The following is a 19,922-nucleotide window of genomic DNA, read 5'->3' as shown; positions in this document are numbered from 1 at the left end:
CTCCGGTAGGCCAGTCGGCCCACCGGCCCGCCCGGCGGTTCGCGGGAGGGCCCCCGGGTACCCGGGCGTGACCCGAGACCCCGTGTCAGAACCCGAGGGACGGAGCGCGACGCGATGAAGGCAGTGACATGGCAGGGCAGGCGGGACGTGCGCGTGGAGACCGTGCCCGATCCGGTGATCCAGGAGCCGACGGACGCCGTCGTCCGCGTCACCTCCTCCGGACTGTGCGGCTCCGACCTGCATCTCTACGAGGTGCTCACCCCGTTCATGACACCCGGCGACATCCTGGGCCACGAACCCATCGGCATCGTCGAGGAGGTCGGAGCCGAGGTGCCGGACCTCAGCCCCGGCGACCGGGTCGTGGTGCCCTTCCAGATCGCCTGCGGGCACTGCTGGATGTGCGTCGAGGGCCTGCCGACCCAGTGCGAGACCACCCAGTGCACCGGCGAGGGCATGGGCGCCGCCCTCTTCGGTTACACACGCCTGTACGGATCGGTTCCGGGCGCCCAGGCCGAGTACCTGCGCGTTCCGCAGGCACAGTACGGGCCCATCAAGGTGCCCGAGGGCCCGCCCGACGACCGGTTCGTCTACCTCTCCGACGTGCTGCCGACCGCCTGGCAGGCCGTCCAGTACGCGCACATCCCGCCCGGCGGCAGCGTGGCCGTCCTCGGCCTCGGCCCGATCGGCGACATGGCCTGCCGGGTCGCCCAGGTCCAGGGCGCGGAACAGGTGTTCGGTGTGGACCTGGTCCCCGAGCGGCTGCGCCGGGCGCGCGAGCGGGGCGTGGAGACGTACGACCTCCGCGATTTCGACGGCGAGAAGGAACTCGTCGCGGCGATCCACGAGCAGACCCAGGGCCGCGGACCCGACTCCGTCATCGACGCCGTCGGCACCGAGGCCCACGGCAGCGCCGCAGCCCGCCTCGCCCAGACCGCGACCGGGCTGCTCCCCAGGGCCATCGGCGCACGCTTCGCGGAACGCGTCAGTGTGGACCGGCTGGCCGCCCTGTACACGGCCATCGACCTCGTACGGCGCGGCGGCACCATCTCGCTCTCCGGCGTGTACGGCGGCATGGCCGACCCGCTGCCCCTGCTCACCCTGTTCGACAAGCAGATCCGGCTCCGCATGGGCCAGGCCAACGTCCGCACCTGGGTCGACGACATCATCCCGCTGCTCACGGACGACGACCCCCTGGGCGTCGACGGCTTCGCCACCCACCGCATCCCCCTCACGGAGGCCCCGCACGCCTACGGGGCGTTCCAGCGGAAGGAGGAGGGCACGGTGAAGGTGCTCATGCAGCCGTGAGAGGGGGCGCGCCCCGCTAGGGGCGCGGGGCTGTGCTCGATATGCGGCTCCGCCGCGTGGGCGCGACAAGCCACAACGCACCCGCAGCGACACGACCACATCAGCACGGCAGACGCTCGACGGCTACGGCCCCAGGATCTCGGTCAAGTCATACCGCACGGGTTCCTCGAGCTGCCCATACGTACAGCTCCCCGCCGCCCGATCCGGCCGCCACCGCCGAAACCGCGCCGTATGACGGAACCGCACCCCGTTCTCCATATGGTCGTACGCCACCTCGGCCACCCGCTCGGGCCGCAACGGCACCCACGAGAGGTCCTTCTTCGCCGACCACCGGCTCGGCGCCCCCGGCAGCCGGGCCGTCTCGTGCGCCGCCTCGTCCGACCAGGCCGCCCACGGATGCTCGGCGACGTCGTCCATCCGCAGCGGCTCCAACTCCTCCACCAGTTCGGCGCGCCGCTTCATGGGGAACGCGGCCGAGACCCCCACGTGCTGGAGGGTGCCCCCCTCGTCGTACAGCCCCAGCAGCAGCGAACCGACGACCGGCCCGCTCTTGTGGAGGCGGTAGCCCGCGACGACCACATCCGCCGTGCGCTCGTGCTTGATCTTGAACATCGCGCGCTCGTCCTGCCGGTACGCCAGCGTGAGCGGCTTCGCGATCACCCCGTCGAGGCCCGCCCCCTCGTACTGCTCGAACCAGTGCTCGGCCACCCCGATGTCCGTGGTGGCCGGGGCGACATGGACGGGCGCCGAGGCCCTGGCGAGGGCCGCCACCAGCAGGTCGCGCCGGTCGGCGAGTGCCACGTCGAGCAGCGACTCGTCCCCCAGGGCGAGCAGGTCGAAGGCGACGAACGACGCGGGCGTCCTCTCGGCGAGCATGCGGACACGCGACTCGGCGGGATGGATGCGCTCGGTCAGCGCGTCGAAGTCGAGCCGCCCCTCCCGGGCGATCACGATCTCGCCGTCGAGGACGCAACGCTCCGGCACACGCCCCTTGAGTGCTTCCACCAGCTCGGGGAAGTACCTGGTCAGCGGCTTGCCGGTACGGCTGCCCAGCTCCATCTCGTCCCCGTCGCGGAACACGATCGCCCGGAAACCGTCCCACTTCGCCTCGTAGTGCATGCCCGGCGGGATCCTCGCCACGGACTTGGCGAGCATCGGCATCACGGGTGGCATCACAGGGAGGTCCATGCTCCGATTCTCGGGGCATTCCTTGCGTTCCGCCCGGTGTGCGGGGGATGTGCTCTGCGCCTACCGTGGCTCGCATGGGCGATGCGGTGGAGCTGGAGGCGGCGGGCCGGACGGTACGGCTGTCCAGCCCCGACAAGGTCTTCTTCCCGGAGCGCGGTTTCACGAAGCTGGACCTCGCCCGCTACTACCTCGCCGTCGGCCCCGGCATCCTGCGCGCCCTGCGGAACCGCCCGACCACCCTGGAGCGCTACCCGGAGGGCGTGACCGGTGAGTCGTTCTTCCAGAAACGGGCGCCCAAGAACATGCCCGACTGGATCCCCACCGCCCACATCACCTTCCCCAGCGGTCGCAGCGCCGACGAGATGTGCCCCACCGAGGTCGGCGCCGTGGTGTGGGCGGCCCAGTTCGGCACCCTCACCTTCCACCCCTGGCCGGTGCGCCGCGTCGACGTCGACCGCCCCGACGAACTCCGCATCGACCTCGACCCGCAGCCCGGCACCGACTACGCCGACGCCGTCCGCGCCGCCCACGAACTCCGCGAGGTCCTCCACGAGTACGGCGGCCTGACGGGCTGGCCCAAGACGTCCGGCGGGCGCGGCCTGCACGTCTTCGTGCCGATCCAGCCCCGCTGGACGTTCACCCAGGTGCGCCGGGCGGCCATCGCGGTCGCCCGCGAGGTGGAGCGCAGGATGCCCGAGCACGTCACCACGGCCTGGTGGAAGGAGGAACGCGGGAGCAAGATCTTCGTCGACTACAACCAGACCGCCCGCGACCGCACGATCGCCTCCGCCTATTCCGTACGTCCCCGCCCGCACGCCCCGGTCTCCGCGCCCCTGCGCTGGGACGAGGTCGGCGACGCCCACCCCCGGGACTTCGACCTCGCGACCATGCCCGCGCGCTTCGCCGAACACGGCGACGTGCACGCGGACATGGACGATCACGCCTTCTCGCTGGAGGCCCTGCTGGAGCTGGCCTCCCGCGACGAGCACGACCACGGCCTCGGCGACCTGCCGTACCCGCCCGAGTACCCGAAGATGCCGGGGGAACCCAAGCGGGTACAGCCGAGCCGCGCGAAGAAGGCCCCGGCCGAGAAGGAACCTCCTACAGCTCCTTGACCCGGATGTCCCGGTACGACACCACGTCCGTGGTCCCGTGCACCTGGAGCCCGATGTAGCCGGAGGCGAACCGCCGGCCGTCCGTGCCCGGGTCGTCGGCGCGCGGCGGGGTGAAGGCCTGCCCGCCGATGTTGTCGAACTGGTTGATCAGCACGCCGTTGCGGTACACCGAGTAGTGCTGGTCGACCACGCGGATCTCGTAGTCGTTCCAGGTGCCCTTCTGGGTGACGCCCGCACCGGCGAGGCCCACGCGGTCGAAGCCGTAGACCGAGCCGGTCTTGTACATGTCGCCGTCGGGCCGGTCGAGCACCTGCACCTCGTGCCCGTACTTGATGGCGACCCACTCCGGGCGGGACTCCTCGGCGTGGTCGTGGACCCACGGGAACCGTACGAACACACCCGAGTTGGCGTTGCCCGTGCCCGGCGCGTCGTCACGCCACTGCAGGCGCAGCGAGAAGTCGCCGTACTTCCGCTCGGGGAACCACAGCATGCCGAGCCCGTCCTTCGTCGTCCCCGAGGTGATCGACCCGTCGGAGTTCAGAGCGAACGAACCGCCGCCCACCTGCTGCCACTTGGCGAAGGACTCCTGCGTCCCGTCGAGGATCGTGCGGTAGCCCTCGGTCTGGCCGGGCTTGCCGATGCCGGACTGACGGGCGGCCTTCTGGATGGCGTCGTACTCGCGCTGGTCGATGACGCCATCCTTCAGGAGCTGGTCCAGGACCGTCTTCACGTGCTTCAGGAACAGCGCGTGGGAGGTCCACTCCTTCTCGTCCTCGATCAACTCGTTGACGCGGCACCGGTTGTTGGTGATCCGGTTCGGCACGCCCGAGTCGACCGTGCCGACGATGACGGTCAGCCGCTCGTCCCACTCGGCGCAGTTGGGCGCCGGGACACCGCCACCGGAGACCACGGTGAAGGTCACCGTGCGCGGCTGGGAGGTGTTGCCCGCCTTGTCGCTCGCCCGGTACGCGACCGTGTGCGTGCCCGCGCGGTCCACCACGACCGGCGCGGTGTACGCGAGGTAGGGCCCGCCGTCGAGCGAGTACTCGACGGCCGCCACGCCCGAGCCGCCGTGCTCGTCGGTCGCGCTCACCGTGACCCTGGCGCTCTTGAGGTACGCGCCCGCAGAGTTCCGGTCGCCCTCGACGGTCACCCCGGTCACCGGGGGCGTCTTGTCCTCCACAGGCGGGGTGACCACCGTGAACGTGACGTTCTTCTCGGCGGACACGTTGCCCGCCTTGTCGGTGGCGCGGTAGCGCACCTTGTGCGCGCCGACCTCGTGCACCATCACCGGAGCCGTGTACGGCTGCCAGGCGCCCGAGTCGCCGAGCGCGTACTCGATGGTGTTGACGCCCGAGCCGGTGTCGGACGCGGACACGGTGACCGTCGCCATGGAGAGGTACTCGCCCTGCGGGTTCCGCTCACCGGTCACCGTCGCCGACGTCTCCGGTGCCGTGGTGTCGTCGGTCGGTGGGGGGACGACGGTGAAGTCGGCGTTCTTCTCGGCGGACACATTGCCCGCCTTGTCGAACGCCCGGTAACGGACGTGATGGTCACCGACCGTGTTGATAACGACCGGCGTGGTGTACGGCTGCCAGGCACCTGAGTGCCCCAGCGCGTACTCCACGCGGTCGACGCCCGAGCCGCCGCTCTCGTCGGTCGCGCTCACCGTCACGGTCGCCGAACCCACGTACGCGCCCTGCGCGTTCCGCGTCCCCGTTACCTCGGCCGAGGTCGCGGGCGGGGTCGTGTCCTCGCCGGTGCCCTCGGTGACGACGAGGATGCCCTGCATCTGGCCGTGGCCCGGGATCGTGCAGTAGTAGCGGTAGCGGCCGGGGGAGAGGTTCACCTCGGCGGTGTACTTGCCGCCCTGGGCGTCGTTCGGGTTGGCCAGGATGTTCAGCGGGACGTCGTTGTTGTACTCGGGGTCGGAGACGTCGAACGTCAGCGTGTGCGGCATGCCCGTGGTGTTGCCGGTCGCCACGCTGTTCTCGAAGACGATCGTCGTCGGTCCCGCGACCGCCGTCCGCGGGGCGGTCGTGTACTTGGTGATGTCGTCGCCGGCGGTCCAGGTCAACGTCTGGGCGGCGGCCTGGGCGCCCTCGGGCTGCGAACGGCCCGAGGCCGACGTCGAGGTGAGCCCGAGCAGCATCAGCAGGGCCGCCAACAGGGCCGTCAACCACTGCCCTTGGCGTATCAGGTGTCTGGTGTGTCGGGTGTGTCTCTCGCGCATCACTCCGCCTTCCTCGCCAGCTGGTCGGCTGCCGGGGTCGGGCCACCGCCGGTGTAGGTCACCCGCCACAGCGCCGACCTGGCGTCCGAGGTGAAGAAGCCGCGGCCGTAGTCGAGGACGTACAGCGACCCGTCGGGGCCGAACTTCCAGTCCATGAGGTTCTTGATGCCGTCGTTGCCGATCGGCACGATCTTCTTCAGCGACTCCGAGTGGACCGGCAGCCCGCCGTCGCCGTGCGTCTTCGGGTCGGTGATGACCGCGTTGCGCGGCTGGTCGGCGTCGTAGAAGTCGCCCACGAACCACTTGCCGTCCCAGTAGGCGGGCCACTGGCCGCTGTCGGTGACGGAGGCGTCGTAGCGGTAGACCGGCCCGTTCATCGCGGCCTGCCCGCCGCCCTTGAGCCACGGCAGCCCGTACGTGGCTTCCGCGGTCTTGTACGAGGGGACGCCGTTCGCGTCGCGCGGGTAGTCCGGGGCGCCGCCCTGGGGCGAGTACCAGATGTTGTTGCCGGTCACCGGGGGCAGGTTGACCAGGCCGTCGTTGTTCGGGGACTCGTTCTTCGGGGCGTCGCAGTCGTACCAGCCCAGCGGTTTCGTCGGGTCGGGGAGGTTGCGGTCGCGGTAGGGCTGTTTGTTGCCCATGCAGTACGGCCAGCCCCGGTTGCTCGCCTTGGTGATGACGGCGAACGTGTCGTACTTCGCCGGGCCCCAGGTCGTGGACGGCTGGCTCGCGTCCGGGCCGACCCAGCCCGCGTACAGGATGTCGGTCGACTTGTCGACGAAGATACGGGCGGGGTTCCTGACCCCCATCACGTAGATCTCACCGCGCGTCTTGCCGCCGCCCTCGTCGGTCTCCTTGCCCGTGAAGAGGTTGCCCTCGGGCAGCGTGTACGTGCCGTCGGGCTCCGGGTGGATGCGCAGGATCTTGCCGTTGAGGTTGTTGGTGTTGCCGGCGGTGCGGCGCGCGTCCGCGAACGACACGCCCTTGTAGTTGGGCTGCGGGTTGTTGCCGGAGTAACCATCGCTGAATCCGCTGGAGTTGTTGTCACCGGTCGCGATGTACAGGTTGCCCTTGGAGTCCCACGCCATCCCACCGCCCGAGTGGCAGCAGCTGTGGATCTGCACCGGCCACTTCAGCAGCACCTTCTCGCTGCTCAGGTCCAGCTTGTTCGTGGCGAGGTCGAGGGTGAAGCGCGAGACGTAGCGCTCGGCCATCCGCGTGTCGCGGTTGATCCGTGAGTGCGGGGTGTAGTGCAGGTACACCCAGCCGTTCTGCTCGAAGCGCGGGTCCAGCTCGATGCCGAGCAGCCCTTCCTCGACCTTGGTGAGCTCATCCCCACCGCCCTTGTTGCCGAAGACCGACAGAGCGCCCGCCAGGGTCACCTTCCTCGTCTTCGGGTCGTAGACGTGGATCTCGCCCCTGCCCTTGCCGATGTCCGGGTTGTTCCAGTCGGTGATCACCGGCTGGGAGGAGTCGGCGCCTCCCCGTCCGATGTACAGGACGCGTCCGTCGGGCGCGGTCACCAGGCCGTGCGGCTCGCCGATCTGGTCGTTCTGCCCCGGCTGGTTGGGCTGGGTGAGGCGCTCCGCCTTGTAGTTGGCGTTGATCGTCGCCTTGCAGTCCGCCTGGGCCAGGCGGCTCGTCCAGAGCAGGGCACCGCGCAGGTGCGAACGGAACTCGGTCTCGTCGTAGGAGGAGGCGGTGCCGCCCATGGCCGTGTAGAAGGAGCGGCCGCCGTCGTAGTCGCGGCACCAGCTCACCGGGTGGTCCCAGCCGTTCTTGCTCTCTCCCGGCTGGTACGTCGACTCGCGCACCCGTGCCACCGTGTGCACGTTGCCCGAGGGGTTCTTGACCCAGTTGAACCACTGGTCCGGCCGCTTCCACTGCACCGGCAGGTCCCTGGTCGCCGGATGCCGCCGGTCGCCGACCTCGACGGTCGCCCGCTGTACGGCCGTTGGGCTCGACGCGGCGGGGCGGGCGCCGACGAGACCGGTGAACCAGTCCGAGTACGGCTCGGCGCGGGCCGCGTCATGGACGCCGACGAAACCGCCGCCCGCCTCCATGTAGGCCTCCAGTCCCGCCTCCTGCTCCGGGTCGAGGACGTCCCCGCCGCCGGTGAGGAACACCACGGCGTTGAAGCGGCTCAGCCGGGTGTCGTCGGTGAAGACGGACGCGTCGTCGGTGGCGACGACGCCGAAGCGCTGATCGGCCGGTCCGGTGAGGCCGATCCTCTCGATGGTCTCGATGCCGGCGTTGACGACGGGCGACTCCTCGCCGGCCGCGGCGGACCCGTAGAAGATCAGCACTCTCGCGTTCGCGCCGCCCGGCGGCGACTTGATGGACATCGTTGTCAGGGGTGGTTCGGGAGCGGGGCGCGCGCTGGCGGCCGGTCCCGACAGCAGCCCGGCGGCGACGACCCCGGCGGTCACGCCCGCCACACAGGCCCGTCTTCTCGTGCTCAACCCTCGTAAGTGCATGGGCACCTCCACGGTCACAGCAACAGCGCCAAGGAAGCTAGACCCCTTTGCACGGTTCGCCAATACCTATGACCGCAATGGCACGAACTTTGTCCTGACTGTGGATAAACGCGGGCGTGGCCGGTACCGTCGCACCCGTTCATCACAGGTACGTCTGTCGTCAATTCCGTTGCAGGTTGGGGAGTTCCGCATGGACAGACGCGGGTTCAACCGGCGGGTGCTGCTGGGCGGCGCGGCCGTCGCGACATCGTTGTCCCTGGGTCCGGACGCCGTGAGTGCGGAGCAACCGGTGAAGACCGCGCCCGCCGGCGGCGAGGTCAGACGCATCAAGCTGTACGCCGAGAGGCTCCCGGGCGGGCAGATGGGGTACGGCCTGGAGAAGGGCCGGGCAACGGTCCCCGGCCCGCTGATCGAGCTCAACGAGGGGGACACCCTGCACATCGAGTTCGAGAACACCATGGACGTGGCGGCGAGCCTGCACGTCCACGGGCTGGACTACGAGATCACCAGCGACGGCACCAGGCAGAACAAGAGCGACGTCGAGCCGGGCGGCACCCGCACCTACACCTGGCGCACGCACGCCCCGGGCCGCCGCAAGGACGGCACCTGGCGGGCGGGCAGCGCGGGGTACTGGCACTACCACGACCACGTGGTGGGCACGGAACATGGCACGGGCGGCATCCGTAACGGCCTCTACGGCCCGGTGATCGTCCGCAGGAAGGGCGACGTGCTGCCCGACAAGACGGTCACGGTCGTCTTCAACGACATGCTGATCAACAACAAGCCGGCCCACTCCGGCCCCGACTTCGAGGCGACGGTGGGCGATCGGGTCGAGTGGGTGATGATCACCCACGGCGAGTACTACCACACGTTCCATCTGCACGGTCACCGCTGGGCGGACAACCGCACGGGCATGCTGACCGGCCCCGACGACCCCAGCCAGGTCATCGACAACAAGATCGTGGGCCCGGCCGACTCCTTCGGCTTCCAGGTGATCGCCGGCGAGGGCGTCGGCGCCGGCGCCTGGATGTACCACTGCCACGTCCAGAGCCACTCCGACATGGGAATGGTGGGGCTGTTCCTGGTGAAGAAGCCGGACGGCACGATTCCGGGGTACGAGCCGCATCACGCTCCGCGGGACTGAGCTCTCAAGCGGTGACTTCTCCAGAGCTATCCTGAGCGGCAGCCGCTCTGGAGGAGAGTCCCGAAGTGACCGAGACAGCGTCGCGTCCCACGCTGGAGGCCGTGGCCGCGCGGGCGGGGGTGTCGCGGGCGACCGTGTCGCGGGTGGTGAACGGGGGCGAGGGCGTGCGGGAGCCGCTCGCCGAGCGGGTGCGCAAGGCCGTCGAGGAACTCGGGTACGTGCCGAACCAGGCGGCCCGGAGTCTGGTCACCCGGCGGCACGACGCCGTCGCCGTCGTGATCGCCGAACCCGAGACCAGGGTGTTCGCCGACCCCTTCTTCGCCCTGCAACTGCGCGGCATCAGCAAGGAGCTGACCGCGCACGACTCCCAGCTCGTGCTGCTGCTCACCGAAGGGCGCGATGATCACGCGAGGGTGGGGCGGTATCTCGCCGGCGGGCATGTCGACGGGGCACTCGTCTTCTCGCTGCACCTCGACGACCCGCTGCCCGGGCTGATCCACGGGGCCGGCGTGCCGACCGTGTTCGGCGGACGGCCGGGCTGGGGTGGCGGCTCACGGGACATCGTCTACGTCGACAGCGACAACCGGGGCGGCGCGCGGGACGCCGTACGGCATCTCGCCGGGCTCGGCCGAACCCGTATCGGGCACATCACGGGGCCACTCGACCAGACCTCCGCCGTCGACCGGCTCGAAGGGTTCCGGGACGTCATGGTGGACGCCGATCCGCGGCTGACCGTGGAGGGTGACTTCACGCCCGCGGGCGGGGAGCGCGCCATGCGGGAGCTCCTGGACCGCTGTCCGGACCTGGACGCCGTCTTCGCCGCCAACGACCTCTCCGCCTCGGGTGCCCTGCGCGCCCTGCGCGAGCGCGGGCTCCGGGTACCCGACGACGTCGCCGTGGTCGGCTTCGACGACATGCTGCCGGTCGCCGAGCAGGCCGACCCACCGCTCACGACGGTCCGTCAGGACATCGAGCAGATGGGCCGGCTGATGGCTCGGCTGCTGCTGGGTGGCCTGGAGGCGAGAGGCACGGGTGCCGCGCGGGGGACCGTAAGCGCGCCCTCCAGCGTGGTCCTGCCGACCACGCTGGTGAGACGCGCCTCCGCCTGAGCGCTCGGCTGGGACCACGCTGACTCGGCAGCCGGACCGCCGGGCCTCAGCTGTGCGGTGCCGTGGCCGGTCATTCCCGCTCAGGCGCGGTGGGGAAGGCGTGCCGTATGCCGGGGTCCTGCCGGTGGGCGGCTGCGGGGCCGTTGTGGCTGGTCGTGCCCGCGCGGCGGAGCGGCGAAAGGTCCCAGCGCTCAGCTCTGCGGCGTCACACTCCTGATCACCGCGAAGCGTGCCCCGTACGGGTCGGCGAGCTCCGCGATGCGGCCGACGTCCTGGAGGTCGGTCGCCGGGAGACGGACCGTACCGCCCAGCTCCTGCGCCCTCGCGACCGTGGCGTCCGTGTCCGGGACCTCGAAGTACGGCAGCCAGGCTCCCGTCTCCGCCTTGGTCGGGTCGTCCTCCAGCGGGACGATGCCGCCGAACATGGCGTCCGTCTCGGTGCCCGCGGGGTGGACCGTGGTGTACGTACCCCCGGGGAACGTGACCGCCGAGGTCTCCCAACCCAGCACGGCGTTGTAGAACCCGGCGGCCGCGGGGAGGTCCGGCGTGTACAGCTCCAGCCAGCACAGCGAGCCCTGCTCCTGCACGACGTCGAGGCCCTTGTTGGCGGCGGGCTGCCAGATACCGAAGGACACGCCCGCCCGGTCGGCGAGGATCGCCATGCGGCCCTGGTCCAGCACGTCCATGGGCTGCATGAGCACGGTGCCGTGCGCCTGCTCGGCCGCCTTCACCGTGGCGTCCGCGTCCGGCGTCTGGAAGTACACCGTCCAGGACGGCGGTCCCTGCTCCGGGGTGGTCCGCATACCGCCCGCCGCGGTCCTCCCGTCGAGCTGGAAGAAGCCGTAGCCGCCGGTCTCGGGCGGGCCCGGCCGGAACTGCCAGCCGAACAGGCCGCCGTAGAAGGACGAGGCGCCGTCGATGTCGGGAGTGCCGAGATCGAGCCAGTTCGGGGCGCCGGTGACATAGCGCGTGGTGAGCATCCGAGCTCTCCTTCGAGGGGTCCCGTTGCCTGCACTGCCGAGTCTCGCACCACCCACTGACAATCGCCGCCGGGACGCTTCCTCCGCGCGGAACGCGTGCACGGCGGCCCGCGTGCCGCCGTGCGTCCGGCCGGCCCGCGGGTCCACCATCGGCTGTCGGCGGTGGCGGCACGGGACCGGTCACCTCGCGTGGAACGTGTCGTTGATCCGGCGTTGATCGAACGTTTTTCGCCGCCCGGCACCATCTCGACCATGCACACCGACACACCGACCCCTCCGGACCTGAACTGGCAGGAGCAGGCGCTGTGCGCGCAGACGGGGGCCGACTTCTTCTTTCCCGAGCCGGGCAGCTCGGTCCGGGAGGCGAAACTCATCTGTGGCATGTGCGAGATGCGCTCCGCCTGCCTCGACTACGCGCTGGCCAACGACGAGCGCTTCGGCGTCTGGGGCGGCCTCTCCGAGCGGGAGCGGCTCCATCTCAGGCGCACCGATCCCCGCTGACGGCCCACGGTCTGCTGAGTGAAGTCGCCGTGCGGGTGCGGGACATCCCGCGTCCGCTTCGGCCTCTGCCGCAGAGCCCGAAGCACGTGACCCCTACGGGCGGGGGATTTCAGTGCCGGCCGCCACCGTTGTCCAGCACCCGGAGTGGATGTCCGCGCGCATCGCCGACCCCGACCGACCGTAGCCCGCCCGAGAAACGCGGGTGCCCCGCCTCGGCCGAGGCGGGGCACCCGCGCACCGTACGGTCCGGACCGGCGCTATGCGCCAGCGCGCGCCGCCATCCGCGCCTTGCGCGCCGCGAGCTTCTCGTCGAACTTCAGGGCCTCCGCGTCCAGTCCGCCCATGTAGAGACCCAGCTCCTCCTGCGCCTTCTGGCCCTCCGGGCCCAGCCCGTCGATCTCCATGATCTTCAGGAAGCGCAGCACGGGCTGGAGCACGTCGTCGTGGTGGATCCGCAGGTTGTAGACCTCGCCGATGGCCATCTGGGCGGCCGCGCGCTCGAACCCGGGGATGCCGTGGCCGGGCATGCGGAAGTTGACGACGACGTCACGGACCGCCTGCATCGTCAGGTCGGGAGCGAGCTCGAACGCCGCCTTCAGCAGGTTCCGGTAGAACACCATGTGCAGGTTCTCGTCGGTCGCGATGCGCGCCAGCATGCGGTCACAGACCGGGTCGCCGGACTGGTGGCCGGTGTTGCGGTGCGAGATTCGGGTGGCCAGCTCCTGGAAGGCGACGTACGCGACCGAGTGCAGCATCGAGTGCCGGTGGTCGTGCTCGAAGCCCTCGCTCATGTGCGCCATGCGGAACTGCTCCAGCTTGTCCGGGTCCACGGCGCGCGACGCGAGCAGGTAGTCGCGCATCACGATGCCGTGCCGGCCCTCCTCGGCGGTCCAGCGGTGCACCCAGGTGCCCCATGCTCCGTCACGGCCGAAGAGAGTGGCGATCTCGTGGTGGTAGCTGGGCAGGTTGTCCTCCGTCAGCAGGTTCACCACCAGCGCGATCCGGCCGATCTCGGTGACCTTGGACTGCTCCTTCTCCCAGGCCTCACCGTCCTCGAAGAAGCCGGGGAAGTTACGGGCGTCGCTCCACGGCACGTACTCGTGCGGCATCCAGTCCTTGGCGATCTTCAAATGCCGGTTGAGTTCGTTCTCGACCACTTCCTCCAGGGCGTACAGCAGCCGTGCGTCGGTCCAGGTGGACGAGCTGCCAAGGTGGGGAGAAGCGATCGACACGGTGGCTCCAGGGGGACGACGACATCATGCGCGGTCACGAGTGAGTGACCCAACCTACGGAATCGTAGGCTACGAATCCGTAGGTTACGAAGCCGTAGGTTAAGAGCGCTGTAAAGGCCCCTGTTCAGAGGGTGTTCCCGCAGGGCCCCAGGCGTTCACCGGGCATGCCGACGTCCCCGCAGACCCGCAGGTCCCGGGGCCGGGAGGGCGATGTGTCGACCCGTCAGGCGTACAGCTCCCGCAGCCGCACCGAGAGACACGTCACACAGCCCTCGAGCTTCTCGAACTCGCTGATGTCCACGACGACGGGCTCGTACCCGAGATCCTCGTACAGGGCCGCCGTCTTCGGCGCGCTCGCCGCCATGAGCAGTTTGTCGCCGCCGAGCAGCACCACATGGGCGCCGGACTCCTCCGGCACGTGCAGGAAGCTCGGGAACAGCGAGGGGCTGTCCATCTTGGGGATGTGCCCGACGACCGTGCCGTCTGGCAGCGCGGTCACCGCCGACTTCAGGTGCAGCACCTTGCTCACGGGTACGGCCACCACCCGCGCCCCGAGCGGCTCGAAGGCGGCCCTGACCTGCTGGACCCCGGCCGCGTTGGTGCGTCCGCCACGGCCCACGAAAACCGTGTCACCGATCTTCAGGACGTCACCGCCGTCGAGGGTGCCCGGCGCCCAGATCCAGTTCACCGAGCAGCCGAGGCCGGCCACGGCCTCCTCCACGCCGATGGTCTCGCCGCGCCGTGACTCGGCTCCGGGCCGGGCGATGAGCGCGACGTTGCGGAACATCACGACCGTGTCCTCGACGAACACCGAGTCCGGGCAGTCGTCGGCGGGCTCCACCTCGACGGTCTCCCAGTCGTGCGCGCGCAGCGCCTCCGCGTACGCCTCCCACTGCTCGACCGCCAGGTCGACGTCGACCTTCTCGCGTTCGATGTGGGTGACCAGTCCGTCGGCCAGCTTGGGGCTGGGGCGGCGGATGAGGGCCTTCTTGCTGGGCACGGCGGATCTCCGTCTCGGGCGTTCTCGGGCAGGGCGTTCTTGGGGATGAGGCCCATCGGGATGCCGTCCATCATGCAGCCCCGTTCCGCACGAACAAAACCCTCCGGTAACAAGCGGGTATCCGCCGAGGTCACCGCACTCGGGCGGTGGCCCGCCGCCCCTGCCTCCGCCGAGCTCACAACGAGGGGAGGCAGGGGGTGCACGCCCGAAGCTACGCGGGGTACCCGACAGCTTCCGGCGTGGTCTGCCTCAGTTCTCCCTCCTCCAGCAGCAGCCAGCGGGTGATCCCGATCGACTCCAGGAACGGCAGGTCGTGACTGGCCACGACCAGAGCGCCCTCGTACGACTCCAGAGCCGTGGTGAGCTGCCGCACGCTCGCCATGTCCAGGTTGTTCGTCGGCTCGTCCAGCATCAGCAGTTGCGGCGCGGGCTCGGCCAGCATCAGCGCGGCCAGGGCCGCCCGGAAGCGTTCCCCGCCGGACAGTGTGGCCGCCGGCTGGTCGGCCCGCGCTCCCTTGAACAGGAAGCGGGCCAGGCGCGCCCGGATCCTGTTGTTGGTGGCGCCCGGCGCGAACCGGGCCACGTTCTCCACGACCGTCAGCTCGTCGTCGAGCACGTCGAGCCGCTGCGGCAGGAAGCGCAGCGGCACGTGCGCCGTCGACTCCCCGGCCACCGGCTCGAGCTCGCCCGCGATGGTGCGCAGCAGCGTGGTCTTTCCCGCGCCGTTGCGCCCGATGAGCGCGATCCGCTCGGGCCCGCGCAGATCCAGGACCCCGCCGACGCGCCCGCCGTACCTGAGCTCCAGGTCCAGGAGCGTGAGGACGTTACGGCCCGGGGGCACGGCCGTGTACGGCAGGTCGACGCGGATCTCGTCGACGTCCCGTACGGCCTCCACCGCGTCGTCGAGCCGCTCCTTGGCCTCGGCGAGCTTCTCCTCGTGCATGATGCGGTGCTTGCCGGCGGAGACCTGTGCCGAGCGCTTCCTCAGCTTCATCACGGCCCGGGGCTCGCGCTTGTTCTCGTACATCTTGTTGGCGTAGCGCGTCCGCTTGGCCAGCTTCGTGTGCGCCTCGACCAGTTCCCGCTTCTGCTTCTTCAGATCGGCCTCGGCGACCCGCAGCATCCGCTCCGCGGCCTCCTGTTCCGTTTCCAGTGCCTCCTCGTACGCCGAGTAGTTGCCGCCGTACCAGGTGACCTCTCCGGAGTGGAGGTCCGCGATCTGGTCGACGAGTTCGAGGAGTTCGCGGTCGTGGCTGACCACCACCATGACCCCGGGCCAGGACGCCACCGCGTCGTACAGGCGGCGGCGCGCGTACACGTCGAGGTTGTTGGTCGGCTCGTCCAGCAGGAGTACGTCCGGCCGGCGCAGCAGCAGCGCGGCCAGGCGCAGGAGCACCGACTCGCCGCCCGAGACCTCGCCGATCGTGCGGTCCAGGTCGATGTGGCCGAGTCCGAGTTCGCCGAGGGTGGCGAGCGCGCGCTCCTCCACGTCCCAGTCGTCGCCGACGGTCGCGAAGTGCTCCTCCGCCACGTCGCCCGCCTCGATGGCGTGCAGCGCGGCGCGGACGGCGGCGATGCCGAGCGCCTCGTCGACTCGGAGGCCGGTGTCGAGCGTGACGTTCTGCGGCAGGTAGCCGACCTCGCCGGCCACACGAACGGTGCCGTCGGCCGGGGTGAGCTCCCCGGCGATCAGCTTCAACAGGGTGGATTTTCCTGACCCGTTGACGCCGACGAGTCCGCTCCGGCCGGGGCCGAACGCGATCTGCAGGTCGTCGAAGACGGGGGTGCCGTCGGGCCAGGCGAAGGAGAGGGCGGTGCAGGTGATGGAAGCTGACATGGTGGCCTCGCGGATGCTGGGGGGTGGTCGGGGGCAAACGCGTGAGAGACACCGCGAGGCGGGAGCGGGCGGGGCACGACAGCCGGGGAGGCAGGGGATGCGGGAGGAAGCCGCAGGAGAAAAGCTCCCGTGCCGGAGGACGGCTCGTACGCCGAGGTCGCACGCGACGCACACACACTCGACCACTCGGCGGTGTGTGACGCGGTGTCTCAGGACCTCAGACGAGCAACGTCCTTCTCCAATCGACGGCAACAGGACCGTGCATGACGGTACGGAGGGGATTCGAGGGCTGTCAACGGATTAACGTGGGCCCCGGCCCACCTCCGAGGAGGACACCCCGTGCCCAACGGCTCGCTGTCGCTGCCCGACCGGCTCTACCTGCTGGCCTGGGACACCAGGAGGACGCTGCTCGCCGGTGAGTCCCGCCTCCCGCACCTGGTCCGCGCCGGTGCCCTCACCGAACTGGCCCAGCGCGGGCTGCTCATCGACGACGGCGGCATCGCCACGCCCGTCGACCCCGACGCCCGCACCTCGGACCCGGTGCTCGACGGTCTGCTGGAACTCGTCGAGGAGTCCCGGCCGCGCACCTGGCAGACCTGGGTCACGCTGCGGGCACGCGTCACCCTCGACGCCGTGCGTGCCCGGCTCGCCGCCGACGGCTGTCTGCGTGCTGTGAAGCGGCGGGCGCTCGGCGTCTTCCCCACCGTGGAGTACGAACTGGAGCGCGTGTCCCTGGTGGACGCCCTGCACCAGGAGGCCCGGCGGACTCTGGAGGGGCCGCTCCCGGTGGCGGAGGTGCCCGGGCACGACGCGGCCCTGGTCGCGCTCGCCGCCTCGGCCGCGCTGCCCACCCTGTTCACCGGCGAGGACCCGGACCGTCACAAGGAGCGGATCGAAGCTCTGTCGGAGCGCGCCGCGACGGCGGCCCCGGCCCTGCGGAACGTCCTCCCGGAACTGCGCGCGGCGCTGCTCACGACAGCCGCCGCCGTCACCTGAGGCCGTTTCGCTCAGGCGTCGCGCATCAGCTGGGCGAGGTCGTGGTCCAGGTCGACCTGGAGGTGTTCGAGGCCGAGGGGCACCTCGTCGGTCGTCCGGCCCAGGAAGCGCCGCACCTCGGCCGACCGGATGTGCACCACCGCCGTGCCCTCGGGGGCGTGGAACTCCATGACCAGCCGCTCGTAGCCGTACGGCCGCACCCGGACGTCGCCGTGGCCGACCGACTCCTCCAGGCCGGACACGAGCAGTTCGCGGGCGAAGGTCCAGCACACCTCCACACCCTCCAGGGTGGCGGGGGCCGGGAAGGTCATACGGACGGCGAAGGGATCCCGCCGGTCGTAGTGGAGCGTGGCGGGAATGCTCGGCATCCGCGGCGCGGCGGCGACGAGACGGGCCTCAACGGGCTGCTCGATGACGGTGGACAACGCCTTGCTCCCTCGTGACGGGCGGACGGACTCCGGGTGTATGTGGCAGGGCACTTGAAGAGACGCTGGATTGAGCCAATCCGTGCACATGAAAGTCGAGTGACCTCTGTCACCGAGAACATTCACTGTGGTGTGCGTTGGTGATCCATTTCTCATCCCGTGGTCCCCGGGACACCGGTGAGGACACTCGTACACGCCGCACGGTTCCCGCCGGAGGGCATCTGGACGCCACTGGGACGGTGGGCTAGCTTCGCCCGCCATGAGACTCGTGGGGAACAAGAGGTTGTCGGGCAGGCGGGCCGGCCGGCGGACGCTCGTGGGGCTGTGCGCGGTGGGACTCGCCGCCGCGCTGACGGCACCCGCGCAGGCCCACGCCACACCCCGGCCCCCGCACTGGGAGCTCAAGGACACGGGTGCGCAGGACGTCCGCTTCCGGGGTCTCGCGGCGGTCGGTCGCGACGCCGCCTGGCTGGCCGGAACCAAGGGCACCGTGCTGCGCACCACCGACGGCGGTACGAGCTGGCGGAACGTCTCTCCGCCCGGCGCGGGGGACTTGCAGTTCCGCGACATCGAGGCCTTCGACGCGCGCGGGGCCGTGGTGCTGGCCATCGGCGAGGGCGAGGCGTCCCGCGTGTTCCGTACCGAGGACGGCGGCGCCACCTGGACGGAGTCCTTCCGCAACACCGACCCCAAGGCCTTCTACGACTGCCTCACCTTCTTCGACCGGCGGCACGGGCTGGCCATGAGCGACCCCGTGGACGGGAAGTTCCGCATCCTGTCGACGCGCGACGGAGGGCGTTCCTGGACGGTGCTGCCCAGTGCCGGAATGCCCGCGGCCCTGGAGGGCGAGGCGGGCTTCGCGGCGAGTGGTCAGTGCCTGGTCAGCTCCGGGCCGCGCGACGTGTGGCTGGCGACGGGCGGGGCCGCACGCGCGCGCGTGCTGCACTCCTCCGACCGGGGGCTGACCTGGACGGCCACCGACTCCCCGGTCCCGGCGGGCGATCCGGCCCGGGGCGTCTTCGCGCTCGCCTTCCGCGACCGCGCGCACGGCATCGCCGTCGGCGGCGACTACCGCCCCGACCAGGCATCACCCCGGGCGGCGGCCACCACCGCGGACGGCGGCCGCACCTGGACGCCCGCGGCCGCGCCACCGCCCGCCTACCGCTCCGGCGTCACCTGGCTCCCGCGCAGCCGCGGCACGGCGCTCGCCGTCGGCCCGACCGGTACCGATCTCACCTTGAACGGCGGACGCACCTGGCGGACGGTGGACACCGGTTCGTACGACACCGTGGACTGCGCCCCCGACCGGGGCTGCTGGGCGGCCGGCGAACAGGGGCGCGTGGCCCGGCTGGAGCGCTGAACACGAGCGAGCCGCGACGGGCCCTGGGCGACACGTGACCCTCCCGGGGCCCGTAGGCTCGGCGCCACCATGACGACCGTGCGCATCCCGGCGGGCTGGCCCGCCACCGAAGAGCAGGCCCTTGCCGTACAGGACGAGTTGCGTGACCGGGTGGTGCTCGACGAGGACGGTCCAGCGCCCGGCACCGGCCGGGTGACCGGTGTGGACGTCGCCTACGACGACACGCGGGACGTGGTCGCGGCGGCGGCCGTCGTGCTGGACGCCGCGACTCTCGACGTCGTCGCCCGGGCCACCGCCGTCGGACAGGTCTCCTTCCCCTACGTGCCCGGTCTGCTCGCCTTCCGGGAGATCCCCACCGTGCTCGCGGCCCTGGACGCGCTGCCCTGCGCGCCGGGGCTCGTCGTGTGCGACGGGTACGGGCTCGCGCACCCGCGCCGCTTCGGCCTCGCCAGCCACCTCGGCGTGCTCACCGGGCACCCCACGATCGGCGTCGCCAAGAACCCCTTCACCTTCACGTACGACGAACCCGGCGCCCCGCGCGGGAGCGCGTCCCCGCTCCTCGCGGGCGCCGAGGAAGTGGGCCGCGCCCTGCGCACCCGCGACGGCGTCAAGCCCGTGTTCGTCTCGGTCGGCCACCGGGTGAGCCTCGAGACCGCGTGCGCGCACACGCTCGCGCTCACCCCCGAGTACCGCCTCCCCGAGTCCACCCGGCGGGCGGACTCCCTGTGCCGGCAGGCCCTCAAGGAGGCGACCTCCCCGGAAGGTGATCGGACTGTCTGAGTATCGGATCTGAGTACCTGTACGGATGTCGGGGCGCTGTCATGATCGGCAGGCTGTGCCCCATGACGACACACCGCGCCCCCAAGCCCGCCGCCAGCCCCACCCAGCCCATCGAGCGCGCCGTGATGGCGGGCCTGATCCTCGCCGTGATCGCCGGATTCGCATGGATCGCCGGCATGATCTACACGGTCACCGGCTGGTCCTCCTGATCCGGCCGGGAGCGGCGACCGCCCCTCCTGG

17 protein-coding genes are annotated in these 19,922 nt (G+C 70.8%); 9 read left to right on the top strand and 8 right to left on the bottom strand.

Annotated features, from left to right (window positions below):
- The first annotated feature begins 114 nt into the window (after positions 1–114).
- Positions 115–1,305, top strand: coding sequence for a zinc-dependent alcohol dehydrogenase (locus ACZ49J_RS28970; protein WP_467452918.1), 1,191 nt, complete (start codon positions 115–117; stop codon positions 1,303–1,305).
- A gap of 123 nt (positions 1,306–1,428) precedes the next feature.
- Here ACZ49J_RS28970 and ACZ49J_RS28965 read toward each other — a convergent pair whose 3' ends face one another.
- Complete coding sequence (locus ACZ49J_RS28965) at positions 1,429–2,493, bottom strand: ATP-dependent DNA ligase (protein WP_467452916.1); 1,065 nt, start codon at positions 2,491–2,493, stop codon at positions 1,429–1,431.
- A 74-nt stretch (positions 2,494–2,567) separates the two neighbouring features.
- Between ACZ49J_RS28965 and ligD the strand changes: the two genes are divergently transcribed.
- Positions 2,568–3,608, top strand: a complete 1,041-nt coding sequence (gene ligD / locus ACZ49J_RS28960) for a non-homologous end-joining DNA ligase (protein WP_467452915.1) — start codon at positions 2,568–2,570, stop codon at positions 3,606–3,608.
- On the opposite strand, the gene ACZ49J_RS28955 is transcribed toward ligD, so the two are convergent.
- On the bottom strand, positions 3,595–5,841 hold the full coding sequence (locus tag ACZ49J_RS28955) for an OmpL47-type beta-barrel domain-containing protein (RefSeq protein ID WP_467452914.1): 2,247 nt from the start codon (positions 5,839–5,841) through the stop codon (positions 3,595–3,597). The two genes, ligD and ACZ49J_RS28955, sit on opposite strands and share 14 nt — an antisense overlap.
- Positions 5,841–8,318, bottom strand: a complete 2,478-nt coding sequence (locus ACZ49J_RS28950; protein ID WP_467452913.1) for a ThuA domain-containing protein — start codon at positions 8,316–8,318, stop codon at positions 5,841–5,843. Before ACZ49J_RS28950 ends, ACZ49J_RS28955 begins: the two co-directional genes overlap by 1 nt.
- 190 nt (positions 8,319–8,508) lie before the next feature.
- Between ACZ49J_RS28950 and ACZ49J_RS28945 the strand changes: the two genes are divergently transcribed.
- Positions 8,509–9,462, top strand: a complete 954-nt coding sequence (locus ACZ49J_RS28945) for a multicopper oxidase domain-containing protein (protein ID WP_467452912.1) — start codon at positions 8,509–8,511, stop codon at positions 9,460–9,462.
- Between the two features lie 65 nt (positions 9,463–9,527).
- A complete protein-coding gene (locus tag ACZ49J_RS28940) occupies positions 9,528–10,571 on the top strand; it encodes a LacI family DNA-binding transcriptional regulator (protein WP_467452911.1) in 1,044 nt (347 codons plus the stop codon).
- 191 nt (positions 10,572–10,762) lie between these two features.
- Here ACZ49J_RS28940 and ACZ49J_RS28935 read toward each other — a convergent pair whose 3' ends face one another.
- Positions 10,763–11,551 (bottom strand): VOC family protein, encoded by a 789-nt coding sequence (locus ACZ49J_RS28935; RefSeq protein WP_467452909.1) that lies wholly within the window; start codon positions 11,549–11,551, stop codon positions 10,763–10,765.
- A 252-nt stretch (positions 11,552–11,803) separates the two neighbouring features.
- Between ACZ49J_RS28935 and ACZ49J_RS28930 the strand changes: the two genes are divergently transcribed.
- Positions 11,804–12,052 carry a WhiB family transcriptional regulator gene (locus ACZ49J_RS28930; RefSeq protein ID WP_467452907.1) on the top strand — a complete coding sequence of 83 codons (249 nt, stop codon included), beginning with the start codon at positions 11,804–11,806 and terminating at the stop codon, positions 12,050–12,052.
- A 257-nt stretch (positions 12,053–12,309) separates the two neighbouring features.
- Here ACZ49J_RS28930 and ACZ49J_RS28925 read toward each other — a convergent pair whose 3' ends face one another.
- The 3 genes from ACZ49J_RS28925 to ACZ49J_RS28915 all read right to left on the bottom strand — a co-directional run bounded on the left by ACZ49J_RS28925 (position 12,310) and on the right by ACZ49J_RS28915 (position 16,121).
- Complete coding sequence (locus ACZ49J_RS28925) at positions 12,310–13,284, bottom strand: acyl-ACP desaturase (RefSeq protein WP_467452905.1); 975 nt, start codon at positions 13,282–13,284, stop codon at positions 12,310–12,312.
- Positions 13,285–13,507: 223 nt separating this feature from the next.
- Entirely contained in the window at positions 13,508–14,284 is a 777-nt protein-coding gene (ddaH, locus tag ACZ49J_RS28920) for a dimethylargininase (RefSeq protein ID WP_467452904.1), read from the bottom strand.
- Positions 14,285–14,495: 211 nt separating this feature from the next.
- Positions 14,496–16,121 (bottom strand): ABC-F family ATP-binding cassette domain-containing protein, encoded by a 1,626-nt coding sequence (locus ACZ49J_RS28915; protein WP_467452902.1) that lies wholly within the window; start codon positions 16,119–16,121, stop codon positions 14,496–14,498.
- A 339-nt stretch (positions 16,122–16,460) separates the two neighbouring features.
- On the opposite strand from ACZ49J_RS28915, the gene ACZ49J_RS28910 reads away from it, so the two are divergent.
- On the top strand, positions 16,461–17,117 hold the full coding sequence (locus tag ACZ49J_RS28910; protein ID WP_467452901.1) for a GOLPH3/VPS74 family protein: 657 nt from the start codon (positions 16,461–16,463) through the stop codon (positions 17,115–17,117).
- 11 nt (positions 17,118–17,128) lie between these two features.
- On the opposite strand, the gene ssgD is transcribed toward ACZ49J_RS28910, so the two are convergent.
- Positions 17,129–17,542 carry a spore wall synthesis regulator SsgD gene (gene ssgD, locus ACZ49J_RS28905; RefSeq protein ID WP_467452900.1) on the bottom strand — a complete coding sequence of 138 codons (414 nt, stop codon included), beginning with the start codon at positions 17,540–17,542 and terminating at the stop codon, positions 17,129–17,131.
- Between the two features lie 259 nt (positions 17,543–17,801).
- Between ssgD and ACZ49J_RS28900 the strand changes: the two genes are divergently transcribed.
- The 3 genes from ACZ49J_RS28900 (at position 17,802) to mmpA (ending at position 19,891) form a co-directional block, all read left to right on the top strand.
- Positions 17,802–18,902, top strand: a complete 1,101-nt coding sequence (locus ACZ49J_RS28900; protein WP_467452899.1) for a WD40/YVTN/BNR-like repeat-containing protein — start codon at positions 17,802–17,804, stop codon at positions 18,900–18,902.
- Positions 18,903–18,971: 69 nt separating this feature from the next.
- A complete protein-coding gene (locus tag ACZ49J_RS28895) occupies positions 18,972–19,682 on the top strand; it encodes an endonuclease V (protein ID WP_467452898.1) in 711 nt (236 codons plus the stop codon).
- Positions 19,683–19,744: 62 nt separating this feature from the next.
- A complete protein-coding gene (mmpA, locus tag ACZ49J_RS28890; RefSeq protein ID WP_467452897.1) occupies positions 19,745–19,891 on the top strand; it encodes a morphogenic membrane protein MmpA in 147 nt (48 codons plus the stop codon).
- Positions 19,892–19,922 lie beyond the last annotated feature (31 nt).

This window comes from Streptomyces sp. NPDC030840 (genome assembly GCF_055572015.1).
This window is presented reverse-complemented; position numbering and strand designations above follow the sequence as displayed.

What these genes read in the sequence shown, in the direction of transcription:
- ACZ49J_RS28930 (WP_467452907.1), top strand. Translation starts at nt 11,804, where the DNA reads ATGCACACCGACACACCGACCCCTCCGGACCTGAACTGGCAGGAGCAG.
- ACZ49J_RS28955 (WP_467452914.1), bottom strand. Translation starts at nt 5,841, where the DNA reads ATGCGCGAGAGACACACCCGACACACCAGACACCTGATACGCCAAGGG.
- ACZ49J_RS28895 (WP_467452898.1), top strand. Translation starts at nt 18,972, where the DNA reads ATGACGACCGTGCGCATCCCGGCGGGCTGGCCCGCCACCGAAGAGCAG.
- ACZ49J_RS28935 (WP_467452909.1), bottom strand. Translation starts at nt 11,551, where the DNA reads ATGCTCACCACGCGCTATGTCACCGGCGCCCCGAACTGGCTCGATCTC.
- ACZ49J_RS28965 (WP_467452916.1), bottom strand. Translation starts at nt 2,493, where the DNA reads ATGGACCTCCCTGTGATGCCACCCGTGATGCCGATGCTCGCCAAGTCC.
- ACZ49J_RS28950 (WP_467452913.1), bottom strand. Translation starts at nt 8,318, where the DNA reads ATGCACTTACGAGGGTTGAGCACGAGAAGACGGGCCTGTGTGGCGGGC.
- ACZ49J_RS28970 (WP_467452918.1), top strand. Translation starts at nt 115, where the DNA reads ATGAAGGCAGTGACATGGCAGGGCAGGCGGGACGTGCGCGTGGAGACC.
- ligD (WP_467452915.1), top strand. Translation starts at nt 2,568, where the DNA reads ATGGGCGATGCGGTGGAGCTGGAGGCGGCGGGCCGGACGGTACGGCTG.
- ACZ49J_RS28945 (WP_467452912.1), top strand. Translation starts at nt 8,509, where the DNA reads ATGGACAGACGCGGGTTCAACCGGCGGGTGCTGCTGGGCGGCGCGGCC.
- mmpA (WP_467452897.1), top strand. Translation starts at nt 19,745, where the DNA reads ATGACGACACACCGCGCCCCCAAGCCCGCCGCCAGCCCCACCCAGCCC.
- ACZ49J_RS28900 (WP_467452899.1), top strand. Translation starts at nt 17,802, where the DNA reads ATGAGACTCGTGGGGAACAAGAGGTTGTCGGGCAGGCGGGCCGGCCGG.
- ACZ49J_RS28915 (WP_467452902.1), bottom strand. Translation starts at nt 16,121, where the DNA reads ATGTCAGCTTCCATCACCTGCACCGCCCTCTCCTTCGCCTGGCCCGAC.